Annotated in this window: 27 protein-coding genes and 6 tRNA genes; 21 read left to right on the top strand and 12 right to left on the bottom strand. The window is 38.6% G+C overall.

Going from position 1 to position 23,592, the window contains the following annotated elements; all coding sequences use genetic code 11:
• The first annotated feature begins 57 nt into the window (after positions 1 to 57).
• Positions 58 to 660, top strand: a complete 603-nt coding sequence (locus C0966_RS18140; protein ID WP_274857077.1) for a DedA family protein — start codon at positions 58 to 60, stop codon at positions 658 to 660.
• A 75-nt stretch (positions 661 to 735) separates the two neighbouring features.
• Positions 736 to 1,113 carry a hotdog fold thioesterase gene (locus C0966_RS18135; RefSeq protein ID WP_274857101.1) on the top strand — a complete coding sequence of 126 codons (378 nt, stop codon included), beginning with the start codon at positions 736 to 738 and terminating at the stop codon, positions 1,111 to 1,113.
• A gap of 133 nt (positions 1,114 to 1,246) precedes the next feature.
• Here C0966_RS18135 and C0966_RS18130 read toward each other — a convergent pair whose 3' ends face one another.
• Positions 1,247 to 1,627 carry a kinase-associated lipoprotein B gene (locus C0966_RS18130; protein ID WP_274857076.1) on the bottom strand — a complete coding sequence of 127 codons (381 nt, stop codon included), beginning with the start codon at positions 1,625 to 1,627 and terminating at the stop codon, positions 1,247 to 1,249.
• 261 nt (positions 1,628 to 1,888) lie between these two features.
• Between C0966_RS18130 and C0966_RS18125 the strand changes: the two genes are divergently transcribed.
• From C0966_RS18125 to C0966_RS18110, 4 genes are all read left to right on the top strand, one after another.
• Positions 1,889 to 2,476: a peptidylprolyl isomerase gene (locus C0966_RS18125; protein ID WP_274857075.1), complete on the top strand. Its 588-nt coding sequence runs from the start codon at positions 1,889 to 1,891 to the stop codon at positions 2,474 to 2,476.
• A 126-nt stretch (positions 2,477 to 2,602) separates the two neighbouring features.
• Complete coding sequence (locus tag C0966_RS18120; RefSeq protein ID WP_274857074.1) at positions 2,603 to 2,815, top strand: hypothetical protein; 213 nt, start codon at positions 2,603 to 2,605, stop codon at positions 2,813 to 2,815.
• Between the two features lie 288 nt (positions 2,816 to 3,103).
• Positions 3,104 to 3,667: a superoxide dismutase family protein gene (locus tag C0966_RS18115; protein ID WP_274857073.1), complete on the top strand. Its 564-nt coding sequence runs from the start codon at positions 3,104 to 3,106 to the stop codon at positions 3,665 to 3,667.
• 302 nt (positions 3,668 to 3,969) lie between these two features.
• Entirely contained in the window at positions 3,970 to 4,773 is an 804-nt protein-coding gene (locus tag C0966_RS18110; protein ID WP_425535967.1) for a TerC family protein, read from the top strand.
• Positions 4,774 to 5,118: 345 nt separating this feature from the next.
• Here C0966_RS18110 and C0966_RS18105 read toward each other — a convergent pair whose 3' ends face one another.
• Positions 5,119 to 5,946 carry an alpha/beta fold hydrolase gene (locus C0966_RS18105; RefSeq protein ID WP_274857071.1) on the bottom strand — a complete coding sequence of 276 codons (828 nt, stop codon included), beginning with the start codon at positions 5,944 to 5,946 and terminating at the stop codon, positions 5,119 to 5,121.
• A 182-nt stretch (positions 5,947 to 6,128) separates the two neighbouring features.
• Here C0966_RS18105 and C0966_RS18100 point away from each other — a divergent pair, with 182 nt between their 5' ends.
• From C0966_RS18100 to C0966_RS18085, 4 genes are all read left to right on the top strand, one after another.
• A complete protein-coding gene (locus tag C0966_RS18100; protein ID WP_274857070.1) occupies positions 6,129 to 6,629 on the top strand; it encodes an Lrp/AsnC family transcriptional regulator in 501 nt (166 codons plus the stop codon).
• Positions 6,629 to 7,795, top strand: coding sequence for an aminotransferase (locus C0966_RS18095; RefSeq protein ID WP_274857069.1), 1,167 nt, complete (start codon positions 6,629 to 6,631; stop codon positions 7,793 to 7,795). Before C0966_RS18100 ends, C0966_RS18095 begins: the two co-directional genes overlap by 1 nt.
• Positions 7,796 to 8,273: 478 nt before the next feature.
• The gene (gene yugI / locus C0966_RS18090; protein ID WP_274857068.1) at positions 8,274 to 8,675 is read left to right on the top strand and encodes a S1 domain-containing post-transcriptional regulator GSP13; all 402 of its coding nucleotides are present in this window, start codon (positions 8,274 to 8,276) and stop codon (positions 8,673 to 8,675) included.
• A 178-nt stretch (positions 8,676 to 8,853) separates the two neighbouring features.
• Positions 8,854 to 10,047: an ornithine--oxo-acid transaminase gene (locus tag C0966_RS18085; protein WP_425535966.1), complete on the top strand. Its 1,194-nt coding sequence runs from the start codon at positions 8,854 to 8,856 to the stop codon at positions 10,045 to 10,047.
• Between the two features lie 183 nt (positions 10,048 to 10,230).
• Here C0966_RS18085 and C0966_RS18080 read toward each other — a convergent pair whose 3' ends face one another.
• Entirely contained in the window at positions 10,231 to 10,464 is a 234-nt protein-coding gene (locus C0966_RS18080; RefSeq protein WP_274857067.1) for a DUF378 domain-containing protein, read from the bottom strand.
• A gap of 171 nt (positions 10,465 to 10,635) precedes the next feature.
• On the opposite strand from C0966_RS18080, the gene C0966_RS18075 reads away from it, so the two are divergent.
• The 3 genes from C0966_RS18075 to C0966_RS18065 all read left to right on the top strand — a co-directional run bounded on the left by C0966_RS18075 (position 10,636) and on the right by C0966_RS18065 (position 13,870).
• Complete coding sequence (locus C0966_RS18075; protein ID WP_274857066.1) at positions 10,636 to 11,799, top strand: iron-containing alcohol dehydrogenase; 1,164 nt, start codon at positions 10,636 to 10,638, stop codon at positions 11,797 to 11,799.
• Between the two features lie 211 nt (positions 11,800 to 12,010).
• Positions 12,011 to 13,360 (top strand): glucose-6-phosphate isomerase, encoded by a 1,350-nt coding sequence (locus tag C0966_RS18070; RefSeq protein WP_274857065.1) that lies wholly within the window; start codon positions 12,011 to 12,013, stop codon positions 13,358 to 13,360.
• A gap of 102 nt (positions 13,361 to 13,462) precedes the next feature.
• Complete coding sequence (locus tag C0966_RS18065; protein ID WP_274857064.1) at positions 13,463 to 13,870, top strand: YugN-like family protein; 408 nt, start codon at positions 13,463 to 13,465, stop codon at positions 13,868 to 13,870.
• Here the strand turns inward: C0966_RS18065 and C0966_RS18060 are convergent.
• The gene (locus C0966_RS18060) at positions 13,867 to 14,856 is read right to left on the bottom strand and encodes a potassium channel family protein (protein ID WP_274857063.1); all 990 of its coding nucleotides are present in this window, start codon (positions 14,854 to 14,856) and stop codon (positions 13,867 to 13,869) included. The genes C0966_RS18065 and C0966_RS18060 overlap by 4 nt on opposite strands.
• A 237-nt stretch (positions 14,857 to 15,093) precedes the next feature.
• Between C0966_RS18060 and C0966_RS18055 the strand changes: the two genes are divergently transcribed.
• From C0966_RS18055 to C0966_RS18045, 3 genes are all read left to right on the top strand, one after another.
• Positions 15,094 to 15,972: a carbon-nitrogen hydrolase family protein gene (locus C0966_RS18055; RefSeq protein WP_274857062.1), complete on the top strand. Its 879-nt coding sequence runs from the start codon at positions 15,094 to 15,096 to the stop codon at positions 15,970 to 15,972.
• Complete coding sequence (locus C0966_RS18050) at positions 15,959 to 16,639, top strand: GNAT family N-acetyltransferase (RefSeq protein WP_274857061.1); 681 nt, start codon at positions 15,959 to 15,961, stop codon at positions 16,637 to 16,639. Before C0966_RS18055 ends, C0966_RS18050 begins: the two co-directional genes overlap by 14 nt.
• A gap of 177 nt (positions 16,640 to 16,816) precedes the next feature.
• Positions 16,817 to 17,488 (top strand): GNAT family N-acetyltransferase, encoded by a 672-nt coding sequence (locus C0966_RS18045; RefSeq protein WP_274857060.1) that lies wholly within the window; start codon positions 16,817 to 16,819, stop codon positions 17,486 to 17,488.
• A gap of 148 nt (positions 17,489 to 17,636) precedes the next feature.
• Here the strand turns inward: C0966_RS18045 and C0966_RS18040 are convergent.
• Positions 17,637 to 17,710 (bottom strand) — tRNA-Arg (locus C0966_RS18040).
• Between the two features lie 172 nt (positions 17,711 to 17,882).
• On the opposite strand from C0966_RS18040, the gene C0966_RS18035 reads away from it, so the two are divergent.
• Both C0966_RS18035 and C0966_RS18030 read left to right on the top strand, forming a co-directional pair.
• Positions 17,883 to 18,029, top strand: a complete 147-nt coding sequence (locus C0966_RS18035; RefSeq protein ID WP_274857059.1) for a hypothetical protein — start codon at positions 17,883 to 17,885, stop codon at positions 18,027 to 18,029.
• Positions 18,030 to 18,235: 206 nt separating this feature from the next.
• Positions 18,236 to 18,871 (top strand): FMN-dependent NADH-azoreductase, encoded by a 636-nt coding sequence (locus C0966_RS18030; protein WP_274857058.1) that lies wholly within the window; start codon positions 18,236 to 18,238, stop codon positions 18,869 to 18,871.
• Positions 18,872 to 18,955: 84 nt separating this feature from the next.
• Here C0966_RS18030 and C0966_RS18025 read toward each other — a convergent pair whose 3' ends face one another.
• The 7 genes from C0966_RS18025 to C0966_RS17995 form a co-directional block, all read right to left on the bottom strand.
• Positions 18,956 to 19,324, bottom strand: coding sequence for an ArsR/SmtB family transcription factor (locus tag C0966_RS18025; RefSeq protein ID WP_274857057.1), 369 nt, complete (start codon positions 19,322 to 19,324; stop codon positions 18,956 to 18,958).
• Entirely contained in the window at positions 19,324 to 19,755 is a 432-nt protein-coding gene (locus C0966_RS18020) for an SRPBCC family protein (protein WP_274857056.1), read from the bottom strand. Before C0966_RS18020 ends, C0966_RS18025 begins: the two co-directional genes overlap by 1 nt.
• A gap of 223 nt (positions 19,756 to 19,978) precedes the next feature.
• A tRNA-Ser gene (locus C0966_RS18015) sits at positions 19,979 to 20,066 on the bottom strand.
• A gap of 41 nt (positions 20,067 to 20,107) precedes the next feature.
• Positions 20,108 to 20,178: transfer RNA gene (locus C0966_RS18010), tRNA-Gly, on the bottom strand.
• Between the two features lie 10 nt (positions 20,179 to 20,188).
• Positions 20,189 to 20,265: transfer RNA gene (locus C0966_RS18005), tRNA-Pro, on the bottom strand.
• 104 nt (positions 20,266 to 20,369) lie between these two features.
• Positions 20,370 to 20,452, bottom strand: a tRNA-Leu gene (locus C0966_RS18000).
• 163 nt (positions 20,453 to 20,615) lie between these two features.
• Positions 20,616 to 20,688, bottom strand: a tRNA-Ala gene (locus C0966_RS17995).
• A 234-nt stretch (positions 20,689 to 20,922) separates the two neighbouring features.
• On the opposite strand from C0966_RS17995, the gene C0966_RS17990 reads away from it, so the two are divergent.
• The 3 genes from C0966_RS17990 (at position 20,923) to C0966_RS17980 (ending at position 22,812) form a co-directional block, all read left to right on the top strand.
• Positions 20,923 to 21,624, top strand: a complete 702-nt coding sequence (locus C0966_RS17990) for an MgtC/SapB family protein (protein ID WP_274857055.1) — start codon at positions 20,923 to 20,925, stop codon at positions 21,622 to 21,624.
• 125 nt (positions 21,625 to 21,749) lie between these two features.
• The gene (locus C0966_RS17985; RefSeq protein ID WP_274857054.1) at positions 21,750 to 22,655 is read left to right on the top strand and encodes a DMT family transporter; all 906 of its coding nucleotides are present in this window, start codon (positions 21,750 to 21,752) and stop codon (positions 22,653 to 22,655) included.
• Positions 22,656 to 22,674: 19 nt separating this feature from the next.
• Complete coding sequence (locus tag C0966_RS17980; protein ID WP_274857053.1) at positions 22,675 to 22,812, top strand: hypothetical protein; 138 nt, start codon at positions 22,675 to 22,677, stop codon at positions 22,810 to 22,812.
• The last annotated feature ends 780 nt before the right edge of the window (positions 22,813 to 23,592 follow it).

The following is a 23,592-nucleotide window of genomic DNA, read 5'->3' as shown; positions in this document are numbered from 1 at the left end:
AAATTATAGGAACAATTTTTTTAAAATTGGCAGTGCCAAAAAGGGGAGGAACACTGCATGGATCTAGATTTTATTTTAAATATTATTGAAGAAGGCGGATATGCCGGCCTTTTTTTCTGGCTTTGGCTTGGTATATTTGGAATGCCGGTCCCGAATGAAGTGATTATTATGACAGTCGGTTTCGCATCTTCCAAAAAGATTCTTAATCCATTATTAACTTTCATGGTTACATATTCGGGAATTTTGGTAGCGTTAACGACGATCTATTCATTGGGGCGTTTTTTAGGCAGGCCGCTGCTTCGCTTTTTAGAAAAAAGGAAGAAGTTTGCCCATTCCATTTCTATTTCTTTGCACCTAATAGAAAAATATCATTCTCACTCTCTTTTATTCAGTTATTTTTTTCCGGGAATTCGGAATTTTGTTCCATTTATATATGGTTCGAGCAGGCTGTCATTTAAATCGTTTGCTTTTTTTGCCTATATTGGGGCTTTACTGTGGTTGTCAATCGTTTTCACATTGGGTTATTTATTTGGGGATCATATCGATACAATCATGCACTATGGGAAAGAATTGCTAATCCTTGTTGCGATTTCTTTTACGATTTTTGTGATTGTAAAAATAAAAAAAAGAAAGCAGAAAATGCATGGGCAGTCCTTTTAGAGAGACATTTTAATCGTTGGTTATTATACTGAATTTGATAATTTTTTCCAAAAACAGGAGGAAATTGAAGTGGAGATGAAAAATACTCTGATTAATGCATTAGGAATTGAGATTACCGCGCTTGAAAAAGGCAAAGTAACAGCAACAATGCCTGTTGACGAACGGACGAAGCAGCCATTTGGATTATTGCATGGGGGAGCCTCTGTTGCTTTGGCGGAAACAGTTGCCAGTCTCGGAGCTTATGAACTTGTGGATAAGGAAACAGAGGCAGTTGCCGGACTTGAAATTAACGCCAATCATGTGCGCCCGAAAACAGAAGGAATCGTGACTGCACATGGAGAGGTTGTACATAGAGGCAGAACAACAATGGTTTGGGATATTAAAATCGTTGATGAACAGGAAAAGCTTATTTGTATCTCGAGGTGTACAGTTGCAGTAATCAAGAAAAAATAAACGGACAGGGCTTCCGAAGCCATTTGTATTGTTCTTCGGTCGCCCTCAAATACAGTGATCAATAAAGTTTCTGTGCACTGTACCGCAGCTTTTCCTAGAAGTACCAATATCCGATTTATGAGCTGTCAGCCAATTATCTAAAATAATCTTTTTCCAAAGACTCAAAATTTTTTAAGCTTCGCTGTGCCCAGGCAGATCCGTCTGCAAGAAGTTCCTCTTTCATTTTTTCGACAGCTGCTTTTAATGAATCCATATAATCAGGTATTTCATCAGCAAATGGCTTGACCATTTGCTTTGGTACGTTTGTCTGTTCTCTGAACGAAAGGGCGCGGCGCTCGTGAAAGAAAACGCCTTCTGCTTCTTTCGGATGATGCAAGTCCCCTTGGATCGGATGTTTTAAGACTGCTAATATTCTAACTAGAAAATGCCGGGGACGGATATCAGTTATTTCACCTATATATTTGCCAGTTTTATAAATGGCAGTAACTTTATCACCAATTTTTAATTCGCTCATCTGTTTTCTCTCCTTCCATTTTATGATTAGTTTAACAAACAGTTTCCCGTTAAAGAAAGGAAACTGTCCGAGTATTATTCGATAAAAATTAGGATAAGATTGGAGGGAAGAAATATAGGATCCGTATAGTTGCTTATTTGCTTATAGTTGTGCTATTATTGGCCGCATGCGAGACAAGTTTTAAAAGGAATCAAGTTCTCCTGAAAATCAAACAAGTGAGTCTCAAACAATAAAGCTGAAAAGAAAGAAGGGAATGGAACAGTGGTCTATCCTCAGTTAACAACAGAAGTATTGGAAAATGAAAGATTAGTGGAAATGGAAACTTCCATGGGGACAATTAAAATCAAGCTTTTTCCTGAATATGCTCCAAAAACAGTAGAAAATTTTATTACTCACAGTGAAAATGGCTATTATAACGGCTTGATCTTCCATCGCGTCATTAAAGATTTTATGATTCAGGGCGGGGATCCAAAAGGAAATGGAACCGGCGGAGAAAGTATTTACGGCCATCCTTTTGAAGATGAATTTTCGGATCGGTTATTTAATATCCGCGGAGCATTATCGATGGCAAATGCAGGCCCTAATACGAACGGAAGCCAATTCTTTATTGTTCAAAACAACTCCATTGATCCGGGCATGAAGAGCCAAATGGAACAAGCAGGCTACCCGGAGGAAATTATTAAAGCTTACGAAAATGGCGGAACGCCTTGGCTTGATTTTCGCCATACTGTTTTTGGACAGGTTATCGAAGGTATGGAAGTTGTGGATAAAATCGCAAACACTCCAACGGGGCTTCACGATAAACCGAAAGAAGACGTTGTTATTAATAAAATTACCGTTTTAAAATAGTTGAAAATTTAGTTCGCGCGCCGGGAAAATGATTGGGAGTTTACTCTTTACAGTTGGTGAAGTCAAAAATAATTGGTATAATATTTCATTGAACCACTGCTAAAATGGCAGAAAGGAAGAAACGTTATGATTCAATGGTACGTTTTATCTTTGTTTTTATACTTCCCGGAAGACAAGTCAGAGTATATACCGGCTGCGATTTCTTTCATGATCTTTTTTATTGCGTGCATTATTACATTTCGCTTTATCGTTATCTATTCCAGGAAGGAAGAAGAAAAAAGCAAAGAACTGGAAAAACGAATATTAGAACAGAATGACCAAAATGGAACAGCCAAATAAGCTGTTCTTTTTTTGCGGAAAAAGGGCGGAGCTGCACTAACAAAGTTATTAATGCCAACCTGCTTGAGCAAATTACAAGTTTAGCTTTGTAAATATATAAAGCGTGGCTTCGCTCACACCGCCTTATTATGTTGGTTATGTATTAAAATGAAAGCTATTTCCATGTTAGGGTTGGGAGTTTAACACTCATGCACGTTTTTTATTCTTAAAAGACATGTGTCTATCCGTTTAAGTATTTATTAAAAAGGCAAGAATAGAGACAAATTGTCTTGATGGAGGAAAAATCGCATGAGAATAGGATGGATGATCATTTCAATGATTCTTTTGGCGGGGTGTGCAGAGGAAAACCCTAAAAGTGTTGACGTTGAAATGTTCAACAGCGTAGGCGATTCGCTTGGAAATATAAAAATAACGGAACAGGCTTCAGGGGTTAAGCTGGAGGTCAATCTTGAAGGACTGCTGCCGGGTGAACATGCCATGCACATTCATGAAATAGGCAAATGTGACCCGCCTGATTTTCAATCGGCCGGAAATCATTTTAATCCTGATAATAAACAGCATGGCCTGCTGCACCCTAAAGGTGCTCATGCCGGAGACCTTCCAAATTTAATTGTTGAAGATGACGGAAAGGCTAAGGCCGAAATTATGGCTCCACAAGTTACATTGCAAAATGGAAAAACTTCCTTGTTTACGAAGGAGGGAACGTCTATCGTTATACACGAAGAAAAAGATGATGGAATGACCCAGCCTGCCGGAGACTCCGGATCAAGGGTGGCATGTGGAAAAATTTCAAAAGACAAAGGACAAACAGAGCAGAAAAAAGCACAGGATGACAAACAAGGCGAACAGTAAACAAAATGAAAGCGCCTTAATCAGATTCTGAGAAAGTTGTGCAAATAAAATTCTTTACATTATTGGAACTTCATTGTATATTGAAATTAAATAAATATTTCCTTTTAAAGGGGAGTAGCTGTTCAATAAAGTCGTCATTTCGAGATTCGTATCTCCGGCTTTATTGGCAACATGAAATGTTGCTGGCAAGACCTTTACTTCATGGTAAAGGTCTTTTATATTTTTGAGGCCTTTACCGGATGCAGGTAAAGGCCTTTTTACGTTATTTGAAAAGGCAAAAAGAAATTAAAAAATAATGATTTATGGAGGAGGATTTTTACTTGGATTTATCACTTTTAATGGAGTATGGTTGGGTTTTAATTGTGCTTGTTGCACTAGAAGGGCTTTTGGCAGCCGATAATGCATTGGTGCTGGCAATTATGGTAAAGCATTTGCCGGAAGAGGATCGGAAAAAAGCGTTATTCTATGGGCTTGCAGGGGCGTTCGTATTCCGTTTCGCATCACTATTTGCGATATCGTATCTTGTTGATGTATGGCAGGTTCAGGCAATCGGTGCAATTTATTTATTATTTATGTCGATTAATCATATCTTTCGAAAGTTTGTTAAGGGGAAAACCAACCAGGAAGATCAAAAAGAAGTTAAAAAAGGTTCAGGTTTTTGGATGACTGTTTTTAAGGTAGAATTAGCTGACATCGCATTTGCAGTTGATTCCATATTAGCTGCGGTTGCTCTTGCCGTAACTCTGCCAAACACTCCACTGCCGAGCATCGGAGGATTGGACGGTGGAAAATTCCTTGTCGTCTTTGCAGGAGGAATGATCGGTTTAATCATAATAAGGTTCGCGGCAAATGTCTTCGTTAATTTGCTGCAAAAGCGCCCCGGTTTGGAAATTGCTGCGTTTATTATTGTCGGATGGGTGGGCGTTAAGCTTGCCGTTTATACGTTGTCGCATCCTGCACTTAGTGTGCTGCCGGAAAGTTTTGCGACATCGCATGAATGGAAAATTACGTTCTATGTCGTTTTAATCTTAATTGCTGTTTGCGGGTGGTTGTTTTCAAAAGAAAAGCCGTCCATTGAAGGGGAAAAAGAATCAAAAGTATCATAATCAAAAAGAGGCTGATTTAAAACAAAGGGTTAGACTCCACCAATAAACTTAAAGACAAACATTAAAAAAATCATTCTAATCATTGTTGGAGGGAGTCAACCCTTTTTTAAAAGTATAAGAAAGTATATATTTCTGGACTTTGAAAACTGTCCAGCTCCACAAGGGAACGCTTTGGAAGCGATACATCGCACGAAGGAAAGCGATAGTTTTTCGAGGAGCGCCTAGGCCCTCGAGGTCGCCTCACGCCTGCCAATGAAGTCAAAAAACGACTTCACCGACAGGCCCTCCAGCGCTTGTCGGGCCTGAGCGAGGCGCTTGCGCTTTTCTAAGTTATATTCCAAAATTTTAACTAAATATAAATTCTTTAATATGCCGATACACTTCTTCCGGCCGTTCCTCCGGCAAAAGGTGCCCTGTATTATTTAAGACAATTAGCTTAGAATTATTCAATTCGTTTGTCAATCTTTTTCCTACAGAAAGAGGGACTACTTTATCATGCTCTCCCCAAATTAATAAGCATGGGGTTTCAATTTGTTTCAGGGTATTTGAATGCAGATCGCCTTCCCTGTCTCTGATCATCCTTGCTAACGCTTTGAAAATATCTTCCTCTAAAAAAGGCTTCATGTAACCGTACATCATTTCCTCATCAATTAACGAGTGATCATACACCACATTTTGCAAGTTATTTCGTACTCCTGACCTTATGAGCCACATTTTTACATATAAATGAAAATATGGAATATAACTTGATAAAATCAACGGCAATTTTGATCGTTTTAAGTAAGCAGAGCTGCAAAGCAGTACTGCTTTTTGTACTAAATCCGGACGAAGGGAGGCGATTTTTAAGGAAATTTGCCCTCCCATGGAATGGCCTGTCACAGATATTTTCCTAATATCAAGTGATTCTAAAAGGGTGATAACTGTTCGTGCAATATTTTCATAAGAATAGATAAAATTGTAAGATTTTCCGCTTTTTCCGAAAGGGGGAAGATCAATTGAAATCACATTAAAGTCTTCGTTCAACAGCGGAATCAGTCTGCGAAAACTGAAAGTAGACGAAAGAAAACCGTGCAGCAATACGATCGTTTCTTTTGATTGTTCATTGCGGTAATATTCATAATAAATTTCAATTCCATTAATGTTTCTGCTGTCGCTAAAAACGGATCTATTCATTCTCACCTTCACTCCTGCAAACAATGTTTCCAAATGGAACTCTTCTTTATTTTCCCCTCTATTTTTAACTTCACTCTTAGACAAAAATTATTTTGAAAAAATAAACATAAGGTAATGCTCTTCTAGACTGAATTTTTGTTATAATGTAATTATTTCAATGAAAATAATGAGAGGGGTTTCCTATGAAATTATCTGAAAAAGAGCTGGAAATTGTCGAAATTTTAGAAAAGAATGCCCGCATTTCGATCGAAGATCTATCAAAAATGGCGGGTCTTGACTGCGAAGAAACAAATAAGATTATTGCAAAATTGGAAGACTTAAAGGTCATTGTCAGCTATCCGACCGTCATTGACTGGTCAAAAATTGATGGTCATGAAGGGGTCACTGCCATGATCGATGTGAAGGTTACTCCGAAGCGGGGTGTTGGTTTCGATGAAGTTGCCGAGAGAATTTATCGATTTAAAGAGGTAAAGTCCGTTTATTTGATGTCAGGCGCCTATGATCTTTCTGTTGTTATTGAAGGCCGCTCGATGAATGAAGTGGCCCGTTTTGTATCGGAGAAACTGTCGACTTTGGATTCTGTCATTTCCACAACAACTCATTTCATTTTGAAAAAATATAAGCATGATGGAACGATTTTTGAACAGACAGATGATGATAAAAGAATCGTGGTGTCGCCATAATGGAACAAACGAAAACATATTTGTCAAAAACAGTTGATCAACTTAAGCCTTCCGGAATCCGCCGTTTTTTTGATCTGGCTGCCGGAATGGAAGGTGTCATATCCCTCGGAGTAGGAGAGCCGGATTTTGTAACTTCTTGGTCAGTAAGGGAAGCGGCAATACTTTCGCTTGAACAAGGTTACACGTCTTACACAGCCAATGCGGGGCTCCTGGAGCTTCGTGAAGAAATTAGCCAATATATGTATAAGTCTTTTGGTGTTCAATATTCTCCAAAGACGGAAATTATTGTAACAGTCGGGGGGAGCCAGGCATTAGACATCGCTTTAAGAGCGATTATCAACCCGGGGGATGAAGTGATCGTTGTCGAACCGAGCTTTGTCTCCTATGCACCGCTCGTTACCCTTGCCGGAGGAACCCCAATTCATGTTCAATCTTTAAAGGATAACGACTTTAAGATTATGCCTTTCCAAATAGAGGCTGCAATCACTGCCAGAACGAAGGCAATTATGATTTGTTCACCGAATAACCCGACAGGTACAATGCTGTCGAGAAGCGATCTGGAAGAAATTGGCCGGATTGCGGAAAAATACGATCTATTGATTATCTCTGATGAAATTTATGCTGAACTTTCGTATGATGAAGAATTTACAAGCATGGCAGCCATTCCTGAAATGAGAAAAAGAACGCTGCTGATCCAAGGTTTTTCTAAAGGCTTTGCCATGACCGGATGGCGGCTTGGATTTGTGTGCGCTCCTGAAGAATTATCGGCTGCAATGCTGAAAATTCATCAATATACGATGATGTGTGCACCAACGATGGCGCAATATGCGGCGATTGAAGCTTTAAGAAATGGCAGAAATGATGTTGAGGAGATGAAGAAGAGTTACCGCAGGCGCCGCAACTATTTTGTTCAATCCCTTAATGAGATCGGCTTGGAATGCCATATCCCGGGAGGCGCCTTTTATGCCTTTCCATCCATTGAAAGTACCGGATTAACATCTGAACAGTTTGCTGAGCAATTATTGCTAAAGGAAAAGGTAGCCGTTGTTCCAGGGAATGTTTTCGGTGAAAGCGGCGAGGGCCATGTGCGCTGTTCGTATGCGTCTTCGATGGAACAGCTTCAAGAGGCCATAAAGCGAATCAAGAGGTTTCTGAATAGTCTTTGATCGACTGTTAAGGTAATTGATAAGAAACGTGCATGAGTTTATACTCCCAACCCTAACATGAAAATAGGTTTCATTTTAAAACATAACCAACATAATAAGGCGGTGTGAGCGAAGCCAAGCTCAAAATAATTACAAAGCTGAACATGTATCTTGCTAAAAGATAGTTGCCATTTCTATTTTTGTTAGCGCAGCTCCGCCCCTTTTCCACAAAAAAAAGACAACCGAAACCGGTCGTCCGCATCAAAAAGGGGGGAATACTAGAAAGCCTTATAGTATAAGGATATCCATTCCTTCTTTTTTTATACATGGTTATGAAAAATATTTTCAAAAAAAGCGAGGCCTCTGCCTCGCTTTAATTCTACCTAATGACAAAAAGCGGAAACACTTTTTCATTTTTTGATAATAGGCACTATTTGTGATAAAATATTTTATTGCGTATAAATGGGATGATTAAATAACAAAATTTAGGAGTGTTTTTATGTCAGAGAAAATAGAAGTAGGAAGTATAATAACCGGTAAGGTTACCGGAATTCAACCATACGGAGCCTTTATTTCGTTGGATGAAAATACCCAGGGCCTAGTCCATATTTCAGAAATTACACACGGTTATGTGAAAGATGTGAACGAGCATTTGAAGATCGGTGACGAAGTGAAAGTAAAAGTGCTTTCAGTGGATGAAGAAGCTGGAAAAATCGGGCTTTCGATTCGGGCAACTGAAGAGGCTTCTGCCCAGACAGCTGCAAAAACAAGAAAACCGCGCAAGCGCCAAGCAGCGATTCAGCAGTATACCCAGAATGACTCGCAAGGATTTAATACATTAAAAGAAAAACTTGAAGAGTGGATTGAACAATCCCAGCGCGAAGATTTAATAAAAAGGTAAGAAAACCGGAATTTCCGGTTTTTTTATTTAGAGGGTCTGACACCTTGCAATAATGACAATCTATAGAATGGTTTGTCGGGGGGGTCTGACCCTCTTTTATTGGAGACTTTAATCAATGAAGGTTTTTCGATAAAATGGAAATGTAATCGCTATTTTCGCATGAAATGAGGGAATTAAGGTGACGGCAAAAACAGAACAAATAATTGAGCAAACTGAAAAATATGGCGCTAATAACTACCATCCGCTCCCAATCGTCATTTCAAAAGCAGAAGGCGTTTGGGTGGAAGATCCAGAAGGAAACAAATATATGGATATGCTTAGTGCTTATTCAGCAGTGAATCAAGGGCACCGCCATCCAAAAATTATTCAAGCACTGAAGGACCAGGCTGACAGAGTCACGCTTACATCCCGTGCTTTCCATAATGATCAGCTTGGACCATGGTATGAAAAGGTTAGCAAATTAACGCATAAAGAAATGGTTCTTCCAATGAATACAGGTGCGGAAGCTGTAGAAACTGCCATTAAAGCTGCACGCCGATGGGCTTATGATGTAAAAGGGGTCGCTGATAATCAGGCTGAAATTATCGCGTGCGTCGGAAACTTCCATGGCCGTACGATGACTGCTGTCTCATTGTCATCTGAAGAAGAATACAAACGGGGCTTCGGTCCAATGCTTCCGGGAATTAAATTGATTCCTTACGGCGATATTGAAGCATTGAAAAATGCGATTACGCCGAATACAGCGGCATTTTTGATCGAGCCTATTCAAGGAGAAGCAGGGATAATCATTCCACCGGAAGGCTTCTTAAAACAAGCTTATGAAATTTGTAAAGAAAATAATGTGCTGTTCATTGCTGATGAGATTCAAACCGGCCTTGGACGTACCGGGAAAATGTTTGCTTGTGAATGGGAAGATGTTGAGCCGGATATGTATATTCTCGGAAAAGCTTTAGGTGGGGGAGTATTTCCAATTTCTTGCGTAGTTGCGAACAAAGACGTGCTGGGAGTATTTAATCCTGGTTCCCACGGATCAACATTCGGAGGAAATCCGATGGCTTGTGCTGTTTCGATCGCCTCACTTGATGTGTTAGTGGATGAAAAGCTAGCAGAACGCTCTTTGAAACTGGGAGAGTATTTTATCAGCAAGCTTCAGGAAATAAAAAATCCTTTCATTAAAGAAATTCGCGGCCGCGGCTTATTTATCGGAATGGAGCTTCATGAACCTGCCCGCAAATATTGTGAGAAATTAAAAGATGAAGGCTTGCTTTGCAAAGAAACTCATGAAACAGTGATTCGTTTTGCGCCGCCGCTTGTGATCAGCGAAGAAGAATTGGATTGGGCAATCGAACGGATCAAGAAAGTTTTAAGCTGAGGCATTCCCGTTTCGAGGATTGGTATAAAAGAAAAGAACCTTGCCTCTCATGAGTAAGGTTCTTTTGCGCCTTTTCAAAGAAAGTTGAACTTTGTTAAAGCAGAAATGTGTCTTTGGATCAGATATACGCAATCTAGCTCCAGCGCTTGTCGGGGCTAACCAAGGCGCTTGCGCTTTCTTATTTTATCTTGTTGGTCTTGCTTCTGCAGCCTCATCTTCCCGTTCGTTAGGCACAAACAGGAGGCCAATATTAATGAGGCCGGCAATTCCTACTAAACCGTAAATAATTCTGGACATAGCGGAATCCTGTCCGTTAAATAAAGCTGCGACTAAATCGAATTGAAAAAAGCCGATTAAACCCCAGTTAATAGCTCCAATAATCGTAAGAACTAGTGCAATACGTTGAATGGTACTCATTTTGCTTTTCCTCCTTGTGAAATAAATTCGTTAATAGGTTAATACAACTTTTTCGGAATTATTCATCATAGGATTTATAATTTTATTAGTAAAAATGGAATATTTCACGAGTTTCAAAAAACAACATTCTTTTAGAAAAGAGCGTATAATAGATAAAGGAGGTTGATCATTATGGAGAATTTTACATATTGGAATCCTACAAAATTAATATTTGGAAGCAGCCAATTGGAGCAGTTAAAAACGGAAATTCCTCAATACGGAAAAAAAGTGCTTCTTGTATACGGAGGAGGAAGCATAAAGCGAAGCGGCCTTTATGACAGAGTTGTTAATTATTTAAAGGAAATCAATTCGGAAATTTTTGAACTATCAGGAGTTGAACCGAATCCGCGCATTTCAACTGTCCGGAAAGGGATCGAAATATGCAGGAAAGAAGGAATCGAATTTATCCTTGCAGTTGGCGGCGGAAGTGTCATTGACTGTACAAAAGCAATTGCTGCCGGAGTCAAATATGAAGGAGATCCATGGGATTTCGTAATTAAAAAAGTCAGAGTGAAAGAAGCTCTTCCTTTTGGCACAGTATTAACACTTGCAGCAACGGGATCGGAAATGAATTCCGGGTCTGTCATCACCAATTGGGAGACAAACGAAAAACATGGCTGGTCAAGCCCGGCAGTTTTTCCGAAGTTCTCCATACTCGAGCCTGAAAATACATTTACCGTTCCAAGAGACCAAACTGTTTATGGAATAGTGGACATGATGTCCCATGTGTTCGAACATTATTTCCACCCGGAGGAAAATACTCCTTTCCAAGACCGCATGTGTGAATCTTTATTGATTACTGTGATGGAAACTGCGCCGAAATTGCTTGAAAATCTTGAAAGCTATGAACACAGGTCAACGATTCTTTATTGCGGAACAATGGCATTAAACGGAATGCTTTCAATGGGTTACCGCGGTGATTGGGCAACACACAAAATTGAACATGCTGTATCAGCTGTTTATGATATCCCTCATGGCGGCGGCTTAGCCATCCTTTTCCCTAACTGGATGAAACATAATTTGAAAGTAAAACCGGAGCGCTTCAAACAGCTTGCAGTTCGCGTTTTCGGTGTGAATCCTGAAGGAAAAACAGACGAAGAAGCAGGGCTTGAAGGTATTGAAAAATTGCGGGAGTTCTGGAACAGCATCGGTGCCCCTTCCCGGCTGGGAGATTATGGCATTGACGACAGCAAACTTGAAATCATGGCAGATAAAGTAATGTTGGAAGGTGAAATTGGCAATTTCAAAAAATTAACTCGTGAAGATATTCTCGCTATTTATCGTGCATCTTTATAAACTTTTCAGGTCCGCTATTTTGGACGTGTCCAGCTCCGCAAGGAACGCTTCGGAATCGATTCATCGGGAGAGCTTACCAGTTTTCATTCATGAATAAGCTTCCACGAGTATCTATTTAAATTTTGGCGCGCTTACATAATAGATAGTTTCTTGATAAACGAGAAAGCATTCGATAAAGTGAAATTGTAAATAATTTTACGGAGGGTCAGATATGACGCACGTTCGCTTTGATTACTCGAAAGCCCTTGGGTTTTTTCGTGAACATGAACTTACATACTTAAGAGATATGGTAAAAGTAGCTCATCATTCACTGCATGAAAAAACCGGAACAGGGAGCGATTTTTTAGGCTGGATTGATCTGCCTGTTGATTATGATAAAGAAGAGTTTGCCCGAATTCAAAAAGCGGCGGAAAAAATAAAAAGTGATTCAGATGTATTACTAGTAATCGGTATCGGCGGTTCGTACTTAGGTGCCCGCGCAGCAATTGAAATGCTGCAACACAGCTTTTATAACGCCCTGCCGAAAGAAAAAAGAAGAACACCGCAAATTTTGTTTGTCGGAAATAATATCAGTTCAACATATATGAAAGACATCATGGATTTGCTGGAAGGCAAAGATTTCTCCATCAATGTCATCTCCAAATCAGGTACGACTACGGAACCGGCGGTTGCATTTCGGATTTTCCGCAAACTGCTTCAGGAAAAGTATGGTGTGGAAGAGGCGCGTAAACGCATTTATGCAACAACAGATAAAGCAAAAGGTGCTCTAAAAACACTTGCCAATAATGAGGGATATGAGTCATTTGTTATTCCTGATGATATAGGCGGCCGATACTCTGTATTAACTGCTGTAGGTCTTCTTCCTATTGCAGTCAGTGGTGCCGATATTGAAGCGATGATGAAAGGGGCAGCCCAGGCACGGGAAGATTTCGGAAAATCAGAGCTCGAAGAAAACCCTGCCTATCAGTATGCTGCAATAAGAAACATTCTTTACAATAAAGGCAAAACAATTGAAATGCTCATTAACTACGAACCTGGTCTTCAATATTTTGCAGAATGGTGGAAACAATTATTTGGCGAAAGCGAAGGGAAAGACCAAAAAGGAATATTCCCGGCTTCGGCAAATTTCTCCACGGACCTTCACTCATTAGGTCAATATATCCAAGAAGGCCGCCGAGATTTATTTGAAACCATTATAAAAGTGGAAAAACCGCGCCATGAATTAATGATTGAAGAAGAAGCAAGCGACCTTGACGGCTTGAATTACCTTGCCGGCAAAACAGTTGATTTCGTTAATAATAAAGCATTCGAAGGAACATTGCTTGCCCATACAGACGGAGGAGTACCGAACCTTATTGTTTCCATTCCGCAATTAGATGAGTATACCTTCGGTTATTTAGTGTACTTCTTTGAAAAGGCATGTGCGATGAGCGGATACTTGCTTGGTGTCAATCCATTTGATCAGCCCGGAGTTGAAGCTTATAAAGCAAATATGTTTGCCTTACTTGGAAAACCGGGCTTTGAAGAGAAAAAAGAGGAGCTTGAAAAACGCTTGAAATAAGAAATGACGGTGAGAGAGTGCTGATAATTGGTCAGCACTTTTTTTTATTAAAAAATTTTTTTGGGAGAAACTAAAGAAAACGTTTGGAAAGGTGGAAAGATGATGATTGAAATCCCTTCAAAGGTCGAAGGACTGCATGTTGATTTATACAAGCTTGAACAGCTATTAAAGCCTCTCGGATATTCGATTGGAGGCAACTGGGAATATGATCATGGTTCATTTGATTATAAAATTGATGATGAATCAGGGTATCAATTTTTAAGGATTCCCTTTAGGGCGATTGATGGTCAGCTTGACTCTCATAGCTGCACAGTAATGGTTGAAAGGCCTTATCTGCTTTCTCATCTATACGAAAGCGGGCTGGATGACAATGCTTCTATGGGGAATACTCTTACGTCTTTTAATCAATTTTCAGAACCGGTCGATAAAGATGCAAGCTTTCCTGAAAAATATATAGACATTGGTAAATCGCTGGTGAATGAATTAGAATCTGTCTTGTTAGCTGATTAACGAATAATCTTAAGTAATTGATCATCTTTAGAAATGATAAACGGGTGGGAGGGATTTACAAAAGTTTCCTCTCCTCTTTTTATGCCTACGATTAAAATCCCCTCTGCCAGTAATAATGAGGAAGCCTCCTTGAAGGATTTGCCGATCAAATTGTCTGATGATTCAGACAAAGTCAATTTGACTCCATCAAGCTGGCCTAAAAGTTCTAATATCGATGATATTTTTCTCCTGGCTGTTATGCTATTCACCATCACAAAACTAGTCAGAACGTTCGATTGAATAATTTCGTCAGCTCCGGCACGTTTTGCATTGGCCATCTGTTCAGTTGTCAGCACCTCAACAATACAATGAACAGAGGGACATAACCCTTTAATCGTCAAGAGGGTAAGAATCGAGAACATATCAGCATGCAATTCATCTTTATGCTGGTCTGATGTAATTAACACTTTTTCAGCTTTAAAAATGTTCGCTTTTACTAAAGTTTCGTCCTGATTCGCTCTTCCTCTTACAAAATGAAGAATGTTGGGCATTGGATTTGATTCAAGTGTTTCATCGATTAGAATAATTTGAAGATTAGGTCCGGCATTCGATAAATGATGGATAATTTCTCTTGAACGTTCGTTCCAACCGATTATGATCAAATGCCCCATGCCTTTAAATGCCACCTTTCCTTCAATATATGCGTTTTGTCTTGTAACGGTTGCTGTTGCTAAATTTACAAAGTAAAAAGATAAAAATCCAGCTCCTGTTAAGATTAAAAACATTCCGGTTATTCGTCCCGGAATTGTTTTAGGGGCAAAGTCTCCGTATCCGACAGTTGATGTCGTGACAATTGCCCACCAGATGCCGTCAAAAATAGACGGAAATGTTGACGGTTCGATTATATGTATTAGTGCACCAAAAAAGATTATGGCCGATAATGCCAAGAAAAGGGTTCGTAATATAATTGGAAGCCGCAAAAAATTTGCATAAAAACGTTGGTGCACACTTTTCACCTCAAAACAAGTATTCTTCGACCATTATTAACAATACTATATTTTGAAATACATATTTGAATGTACATTCCCTTATAAGTCTTGTACACTGATAGTTAAGAAAAAAAGTTGGTTACTTTTTTGTAACCATATAACACAAAAGTCAGTACTTGTGATAATGTAAAAAATGACTCATAATCACAGTAGAGAAAATAAATTAATGATTTGAATCATACTGGGGGGATTAAGTTGAAAATTCGGGTTTCAGCTGTTCAGTATCATTTGCATACAATTAATTCGTTTGATGAGTTTGCAAGACAATGCGAACATTATATAAAAACTGCCCAAGAATTTAATGCGGAGTTTATTCTTTTCCCTGAATTCTTTACGACACAGCTTTTATCGATCGGAAGCAAGGATGGAAAAGGGTTGCCTATCGACAAATTACCTGATTTCACGGAGCAATACCGAACTCTTTTTTCAAACTTTGCTAAAGAAACAAACACGCATATTATTGGCGGCACCCATGTCATTCGCAGAAATGACCGCCTTTATAACGTAGCTCATTTATTTTATCCGGACGGAAGAATAGAAGAACAGGCAAAGCTGCATATCACGCCAACGGAGGTTCATGAATGGAATATGGCGCCTGGCGAAGACTTCCGCATTTTTGACACGGAGAAGGGAAAAATTGCTCTCCTAACTTGTTATGATATTGAATTTCCGGAAATCGTCCGGATGGCAAAAGCAAAAGGAGCGGATGTAATCTTCTGCCCGTCCTGTACGGATGACCGCCACGGCTTCCACCGAGTCCGATACACTAGCCATGCAAGAGCAATTGAAAATCAAGTGTATGTCGTTGTAACGGGAACAATCGGCTCCTTGCCGACTGTTGATTTTATGCGCGCTAATTTCGGACAGGCAGCTATTATTACGCCGAATGATATTCCGTTCCCGCCGAAGGGAATCTTGGCAGAAGGTGAAATAAACGACGATATGATTATAACTGCTGATCTTGATTTAGATCTTCTGTACGAAGTGCGCGAGCGGGGATCCGTGACAACATGGCGCGACCGCAGAAATGATTTATATCCGGATTGGGAGGGAATGGAAGTTGAAAGATCGTAACATTTATTACCGCAGTGAAATATATGTGTATGATCAAGATCGCCCTTTGCCGGCTGTAGTTCGCAACTATACGGAGAAAGATTTTGATGACCTAATTCAAATTCAAGCTGAATGCTTTCCTCCGCCGTTTCCATCTGAATTATGGTGGAATAAGGAGCAGTTGAATAATCATGTCACTCTGTTTCCGGAAGGGGCATTATGCATCGAAGTGAATGGGGAGTTGGCAGGGTCACTCACTGGCCTCATAACGGATTTTGACCCTGAACACCCGAACCACACGTGGGAAGAAGTTACCGATAACGGCTACATCCGCAATCATAATCCAAATGGAAATACATTGTATATTGTTGATATCAGCGTCCGTCCTAAATACAGAAAGCTTGGGCTCGGAAAGATTATGATGCAGTCAATGTACCATGTCGTGATTCAAAAAGGGCTTGACCGGCTGCTCGGCGGCGGGCGGATGCCTGGCTATCACAAGAAAGCAGATGAAATGTCAGCTAATGACTATTTAGAAGCAGTTGTCAAGGGAGAATTAAAAGACCCTGTTATTACGTTCCTGCTGCGTTGCGGCCGTATGCCAATCGGAGTTGTGGAAAATTATCTGGAAGATGAAGAATCATGCGGATATGCTGCATTAATGGAATGGAAAAATCCATTTAAATAAAGGTTTTATTGAACTTTTGTTCTTTAAAAAATATGTAAATGAATAGGATTACTAATTTGCTGTGAATTTACATCACATTTGATGGGAACACATTAAGCAACTCAAAGAATTTTTAAAATCAGCAATCTTTTTGGAAATGAGAAAAAATAAAGAATAATATGCAATGGGGGATGACAGATGGAATATGTACGTATTACGAGCATTGAAGATCCTTTGTTTTCAAAACTTCATAATTTAATGAAAGAGGTATTTCCACCTGAAGAAGTGTTAGAATTTGATCTATGGAAAGAACCGTTAGAGGACCCGGATATCCGTGTATTTGTAGCGGTTCATGAGGATGAGGTAGTAGGAGCCACGGAATACCGCTACTACAAAGACTGGAACATTGCGATGACAGATTTTACGATCATTGGGAAACCGGGCTTAAGCCTTGGACGCTTTCTTGCCCAAAATCGTTTAAAAGATTTGCAAAATTTAGCAAAAGAAAACGGAAATGAGTTATTTGGAATGTTTGCTGAAATCTACGATCCTTACCAAGTAGAAAACTATCAATTTGGCGGAGTAAAACCGATGGATCCTTACGTTCGCCGCGAAGTGCTTTCACACCTTGGCTATAAACGCCTTGACCTTTCATATGTGCATCCTTCATGGGAGAATAACGGAGAGGCGGTTTCGGGACTGGATCTTTGCTTTATGCCGATGGACGAAAATGTAACGGAACTTTCGGCCAGCTTGGTAGCAGATTTCCTTACTACTTATTATTCTGTGCTTTCGGAAAAACCGCAAGAATGGGTAAATATGATTGAAGATATCCGTTCACGTGAATCAATTGCTCTTTTGCCATTGTAATAAAGTTTTAGATGATGGGTTTCTTCTCTTAATTACGATTAATCAAAAAGGGCCTGGCTCATACAGTCAGGTCCTTTTCATTTTCTCATAAAAAGAGGCGGGAATTGGTAATATCCGCCTCTTAATTGAATAGGTAAAAATAATATAACGTCCCAGGAGAGATTCGAACTCCCGACCTACAGTTTAGGAAACTGTTGCTCTATCCTGCTGAGCTACTGGGACATCAGTTTTTAATTATAATTGCTTTGGCAGTAAAGATCAAGACCTTCTAATATATAGAGATAATTATAAAAAAATAATATTTATTAAATATTCAAAATCTTTCATATTAATGATAAAATATATTTAGATAAATGTATATCGTTTGCCTAATAGTTTGTGGAGGTGAAAATAATTGGAACAAAAACCTATGTACTATGATGGCAGCGTACAGTTGGAAAATACGGTTTCTGATGAGTCTGCAGGAAATGATTATTTTGAGATAACTGATGAAATGAGAAAAATCATAGGTCGCAATCCTTATTCATTTGATAATAATTAGTAATATAAAAAGGATTTGTCATTTCAGGCAAATCTTTTTTATATTTATTCAGAGACAAAATGGTTGATTCGAAAAAAAAATTTTAGTATTATTTATCTCGAATTAAAAATAATTTAATTCGAGATATATTTTTTGACTATTATTTAGTTTTCTGATGAAAACTAAAATGTCAAAGAAAATTTAATAAAAGAAAGGTGAAAAACATCATGGCAAAAGTATTGTACATCACGGCTCACCCGCTAAATGAAACACAATCCTACAGCTTGGCAGCAGGAAAAGTGTTTATCGATACTTATAAAGAAGTCAACCCGAACGATGAAGTGGTTCATATTGATTTATTTAAAGAAAACATTCCGCAAATTGACGCAGACGTACTTAGCGGTTGGGGAAAACTTCGTTCAGGACAATCATTCGAAGAACTTACCGCTGAAGAAAAAGCAAAAGTGGGCCGACTTTCAGAGTTGTGCGAACAGTTCATCGCAGCAGATAAATATGTATTCGTAACTCCTATGTGGAACTTTTCATTCCCTCCAGTTATGAAGGCATATCTTGATTCAGTTGCTGTTGCAGGAAAAACTTTTAAATATACAGAACAAGGATCAGTTGGTTTGTTAACAGATAAAAAAGCATTGCACATTCAAGCACGCGGCGGTATCTATTCAGAAGGTCCGGCAGCTGAATTAGAAATGGGCCACAGATTCATCGACGCTATGATGAAATTCTTCGGCGTTCCTTCACTTGAAGGCTTATTTATTGAAGGACACAATGCAATGCCTGACAAAGCTCAAGAAATTAAAGAAAATGCAATTGCCCGCGCTAAGGAATTAGCCCATACATTTTAATCTTTAGACGAAAAAATAAAAGGTAAGCACATATTCGTCATATTGAATATGATTGCTTACCTTTTTTGGTCATTAAGACCGGTATCATTCATTCGATTCCTCATTGTTAGGTACTATAAGATTTAATTCGCCTATCTCTTCATTTTCCACAAAATGTTGAAGCATTGAAATCTTATTTTCCCAAAATTGCTCGAAAAAGGAAAGCCATTCTTTTAGTTCGAGCAGTGCGTCCGGTTGGAGCTTATAAAGCTTCTCCCTCCCCGATTTCTTGACACTGACAAGTTTCGATTCAGAAAGAACGCGTAAATGTTTCGAAACTGCTGTACGACTCATAGGAAAGTGCCTGCTTATTTCAGTGACAGGCAATTCTTTTTCAGCGAGAAGTCGAAGCATCTTACGCCGGGTAGGATCAGCGATTGCTTGGAAAATATCATGCTTTTTCGCTGCTGACATTAACCCTCAACTACTTTACGGAGTTTCTCTTTAACAATAGACTCCCAGCCATTGTTCATTCGGTTTCTTATGACGGATTGTGTTTCTCCCGGCTTTGTCATTATTTCATTCGGATCACCCCAACCGGAATGAATGAGTGTAAATTCCGTTTTTCCTTCCAATTCCTTTAATTCAAAAGAAACATGCCAACTTTCATCCCACGAAAAGGAAAGGCGGTGAGGCGGGTCAAGTTCAAGAACTTTGCAAGGTGATGGTCCAAAAGGTGACTGTAAAGTAAATTCATGCCCGACTTTTGGCTCAAAATTATTTGGCATAAACCATGCAGCGATGCCCTCTGAAGTTGCTACTGCTTCCCATACTTTCTGAATTGGTGCATTAAATACGGTTGTTTTACGGATGTCTGGAACTTTGCTTGGCTGATTTACTTCCATATGACTTACCTCCGTTTTTAAATAGATATGCAACCAAAAGGTTTCGTATTTAAGTATATAAAACCTTTTGGTTACATGTCAATTTCTGCTTCGAAGAAGGAAAAATTTGAATTCTTAAGCACCTAAAGTTTTTTCTGTTATAGAAATGCAAAAAATGCCGAGAAAAATCCCGGCATTTTCAATCTTTCTATAAGTTAAAAGTCTTTTTTTGCCAAACAATAAGCGGAGAAGGTGAGATTCGAACTCACGCGACGGTTGCCCGTCCTAGCGCATTTCGAGTGCGCCCCCTTAAACCACTTGGGTACTTCTCCAGAATGATAGATATGAATTATTTCGCCAAACTAGGCTGCAGAGCGGGTGATGGGAATCGCCCCCCCGCCGTCAGCTTGGGAAGCTGAAATTCTACTATTAAACTACACACGCATTTTTATGATGGTCGGGAAGACAGGATTTGAACCTGCGACCCCCACGTCCCGAACGTGGTACTCTGCCAAGCTGAGCTACTTCCCGATTGAGAAGCTTTAAAGGGAGTGGATGGATACAGATCCCTTTAATGAAATAATTTAAGGTCAATTTAAGAAGACCTCAACCAAAAAAGTTGAAGCCTGAAAAAATGCGTATGAAGGGACTTGAACCCCCACGGTATTACTACCACTAGAACCTGAATCTAGCGCGTCTGACATTCCGCCACATCCGCTTAATTGAATTTGTTAAACCGACGGTGAATAATATAGCATATTTCCAAAAAATTTTCATCTGTAAAGTATTAGAAAAAATGTAAGTTTGACTGAGTAATCCCATCTATCTTCAATAAAAAACACCATTTCAATTGAAATGGCGTTTCATCATAAGCTATTAAGTGGAGCATAGCGGGCTCGAACCGCTGACCTCTTGCATGCCATGCAAGCGCTCTCCCAGCTGAGCTAATGCCCCGTATGAGGTACAGAAGATATTATAGCGGCATTTTACTTTCTATGCAATAGAAAAATTTTTTAAAAAGCAGTTGAAATTTTGGTAAACTCTTTACAAACTTTGATTCTAATCATGTTTCAGTTTAAATTATTTAATAAATATTATGAAATCAATTAAACAGAATTAAAAACTTATCACTGTAATTATGTTATATATTAATAAAAAGATTTAAATACAGGTTAAAGGGGAGAGAAAATGAATCAGATTGTCGAATCGTTAATAAAAAATGAAGTGTTGGTAAAATTAATTTTTGCTGGATTAGCGGGTTTGGTCATTGGATTAGAAAGAGAATTAAAGGGGAAGCCTTTAGGTTTAAAAACATGCCAAATTGTTTCAGTTATGGCTTGTTTATTAACGATTGTATCTTATGAGTCCGCTTTTCTTTATTCTAAAGAATACTCTCGTCCAATGGATCCCGGGCGCATACCGTCGTATATCATTAGCGGAATTGGTTTTTTGGGGGCAGGGGTGATTTTACGAAGAAGCAATGAGGCTATATCAGGATTAACAACTGCCGCATTAGTTTTAGCTTCCGCAGGAATCGGAATATCTATTGGTGCTGGTTTTTACATAGAGGCTTTTCTAGGTGTTATTTTTATTATCGTTGGAGTAAAAATCATCCCTTTTTTGTTTGAGTGGATTGGACCAAAAAAGTTAAGTGAAAAAGAAATCAAATTTAAGATAATCATTGATAAAACAACAGATTTAACCAATTTATTGATAGAAATGAAAAGCAGGAAAATAGGGATAAAACGAATTAAATTAAAAGAAGAAAAGGATGACGTTACGATCAGTGGTATTATCACCACAAATAAAAATGTTTATACGACAGAAGTTTATCACCAATTGAAATCATTGGCAGGGGTTAATCAGGTGGAAGTTGAGAACTTGGAGTAACTGGAAAAAAGTAATGAGACCAATTTTCTCTTAGCATTTAAAAAATTAATAATTTCATAAGAATTACCCCTTTTCATGGTGTAAAATGGTGTAATTTTAAACCAAAGAGGCAAAGGAGTTAGACTATGCGGGATCAGAAAGTAAATCCATACCTTGCCCTCGCAATTGGGGTCATAGCAGTTTCAACATCCGCCATTCTTGTAAAGGTAGCTGCTTCGCCCTCGGGTGTAATTGCTTTTTATAGATTATTTTTTTCAGTTTTATTTATGCTGCCGCTCTTTCTTTTGAAATATGCCGGCGAGCTCCGTTTTATTACGATGAGAGACTGGCTATATTCCATTGTAGCCGGTTTATTTTTAGCATTTCATTTTATCTTCTGGTTTGAGTCTTTAAATTTCACATCTGTTGCAAGCTCGACAGTTCTTGTAACATTGCAGCCTATCTTTGCTTTTATAGGTACTTATTTTTTCTTCAAGGAAAGATTATCGGGTAAAGCGATATTAAGCGGAATTATCGCAGTTGCCGGGAGCGTTATTATTAGCTGGGGTGATTTTCAAATCAGCGGAGCCGCTTTATTTGGCGACTTTTTGGCCCTTGCAGCTTGTGCTCTTGTAACTGCCTATTTGTTATTTGGCCAAACAGTGAGAAAAAGACTGTCTCTTATCACTTATACTTTTGTTGTCTACACCATCAGTACTATTACGCTTTTTATTTATATCCTTGCTGTAAATGAGCCAATTATACCGGCAGAGAGAAAGGACTGGATTTATTTCATTTTGCTTGCACTCATTCCGACGCTGCTTGGGCACACGTTATTTAATTGGTCCATAAAGTGGCTCAGCACTTCAACGATCTCAATGGCTATCCTTTTTGAACCGGTTGGGGCGACAATAATGGCATATTTTTTGCTCGGCGAGAACGTGATTGCTACTCAAATGATTGGCGGTCTAGTTATTATTATCGGTATTTCTTTATTCCTTATAGATGAAAGAAAAGTAAAAATAAAACATATGAGGGAACATTCTGTATAGATAAACGGAAGGAGAGAATATGATTATACGTAAAGCAGTGGGAGACGATGCAGCTCAAATTGCTCGGGTCCATGTGAAAAGTTGGCAAGAAACGTATAAAGGATTGATTGACCAAAATTATTTAGATAACTTAAAAATTGAAAAACGGAAACAATAGTATTGTACGACATAAATGATTTGTACCGACAATTAAAAGAAAAAATAGGAAATGAAAGCAGCTGATTTATCAATTTTATAAAGAAGATTTCAAAAAGTAATCCCCTTACGGCAGGGGATTATTTTTATAGATTATAGAAAAACATATGAGAGTCTGGAAAAAATAAAACCAAAAACTACAGTAAAAATAGATGTGCCTCCATAGACTTTTTCATTGGAATCGGCAATTCTTAATCCTTCAACGTAGGCAAAGGCAAAAAATAGAATGGCCATAAATAGGGATAAATAGAGTGCGATCGATTGCAGCATATTCTCATCTTTCATTTTTAGATTGGATTTATCTTTATTCTATGAAAAGGTTTTTCCTGTTAGCACTTAACTTTTCTATAATTTTCTGTGGGTAATGTGAATAAATTTATACACAATTGTGGATAAGTATAGTTATGCTTTATTTTTAATAACATGTTATTCACTTTATTGTTGATAAATTGTGGATATCTAAGATATTTTTTATACTATTAAATCTCTTAAAGCAGCGTTCTTTTTGTAAATGAAGAATAAAGAAGGTTTGGTTAATGATGAAATGAAAAGGGAAAAAATATTTTTTTATAAGCTTTTTAAAAAATTATATTGCAAACATTTTACTCACATGTTATATTAGATTTCGTCCTCGACATGAGGAGTAAATGAAAAGTTTTTAACAACAAAAAATATGTTGACATGATAAATTAATCATGTTATATTATGAAAGTCGCTTCTGAGCGATATGGAAAATTGCTCC

The sequence above is a fragment of the Bacillus methanolicus genome (assembly GCF_028888695.1).
Lineage (GTDB): Bacteria > Bacillota > Bacilli > Bacillales > Cytobacillaceae > Bacillus_Z > Bacillus_Z methanolicus_B.
This window is presented reverse-complemented; position numbering and strand designations above follow the sequence as displayed.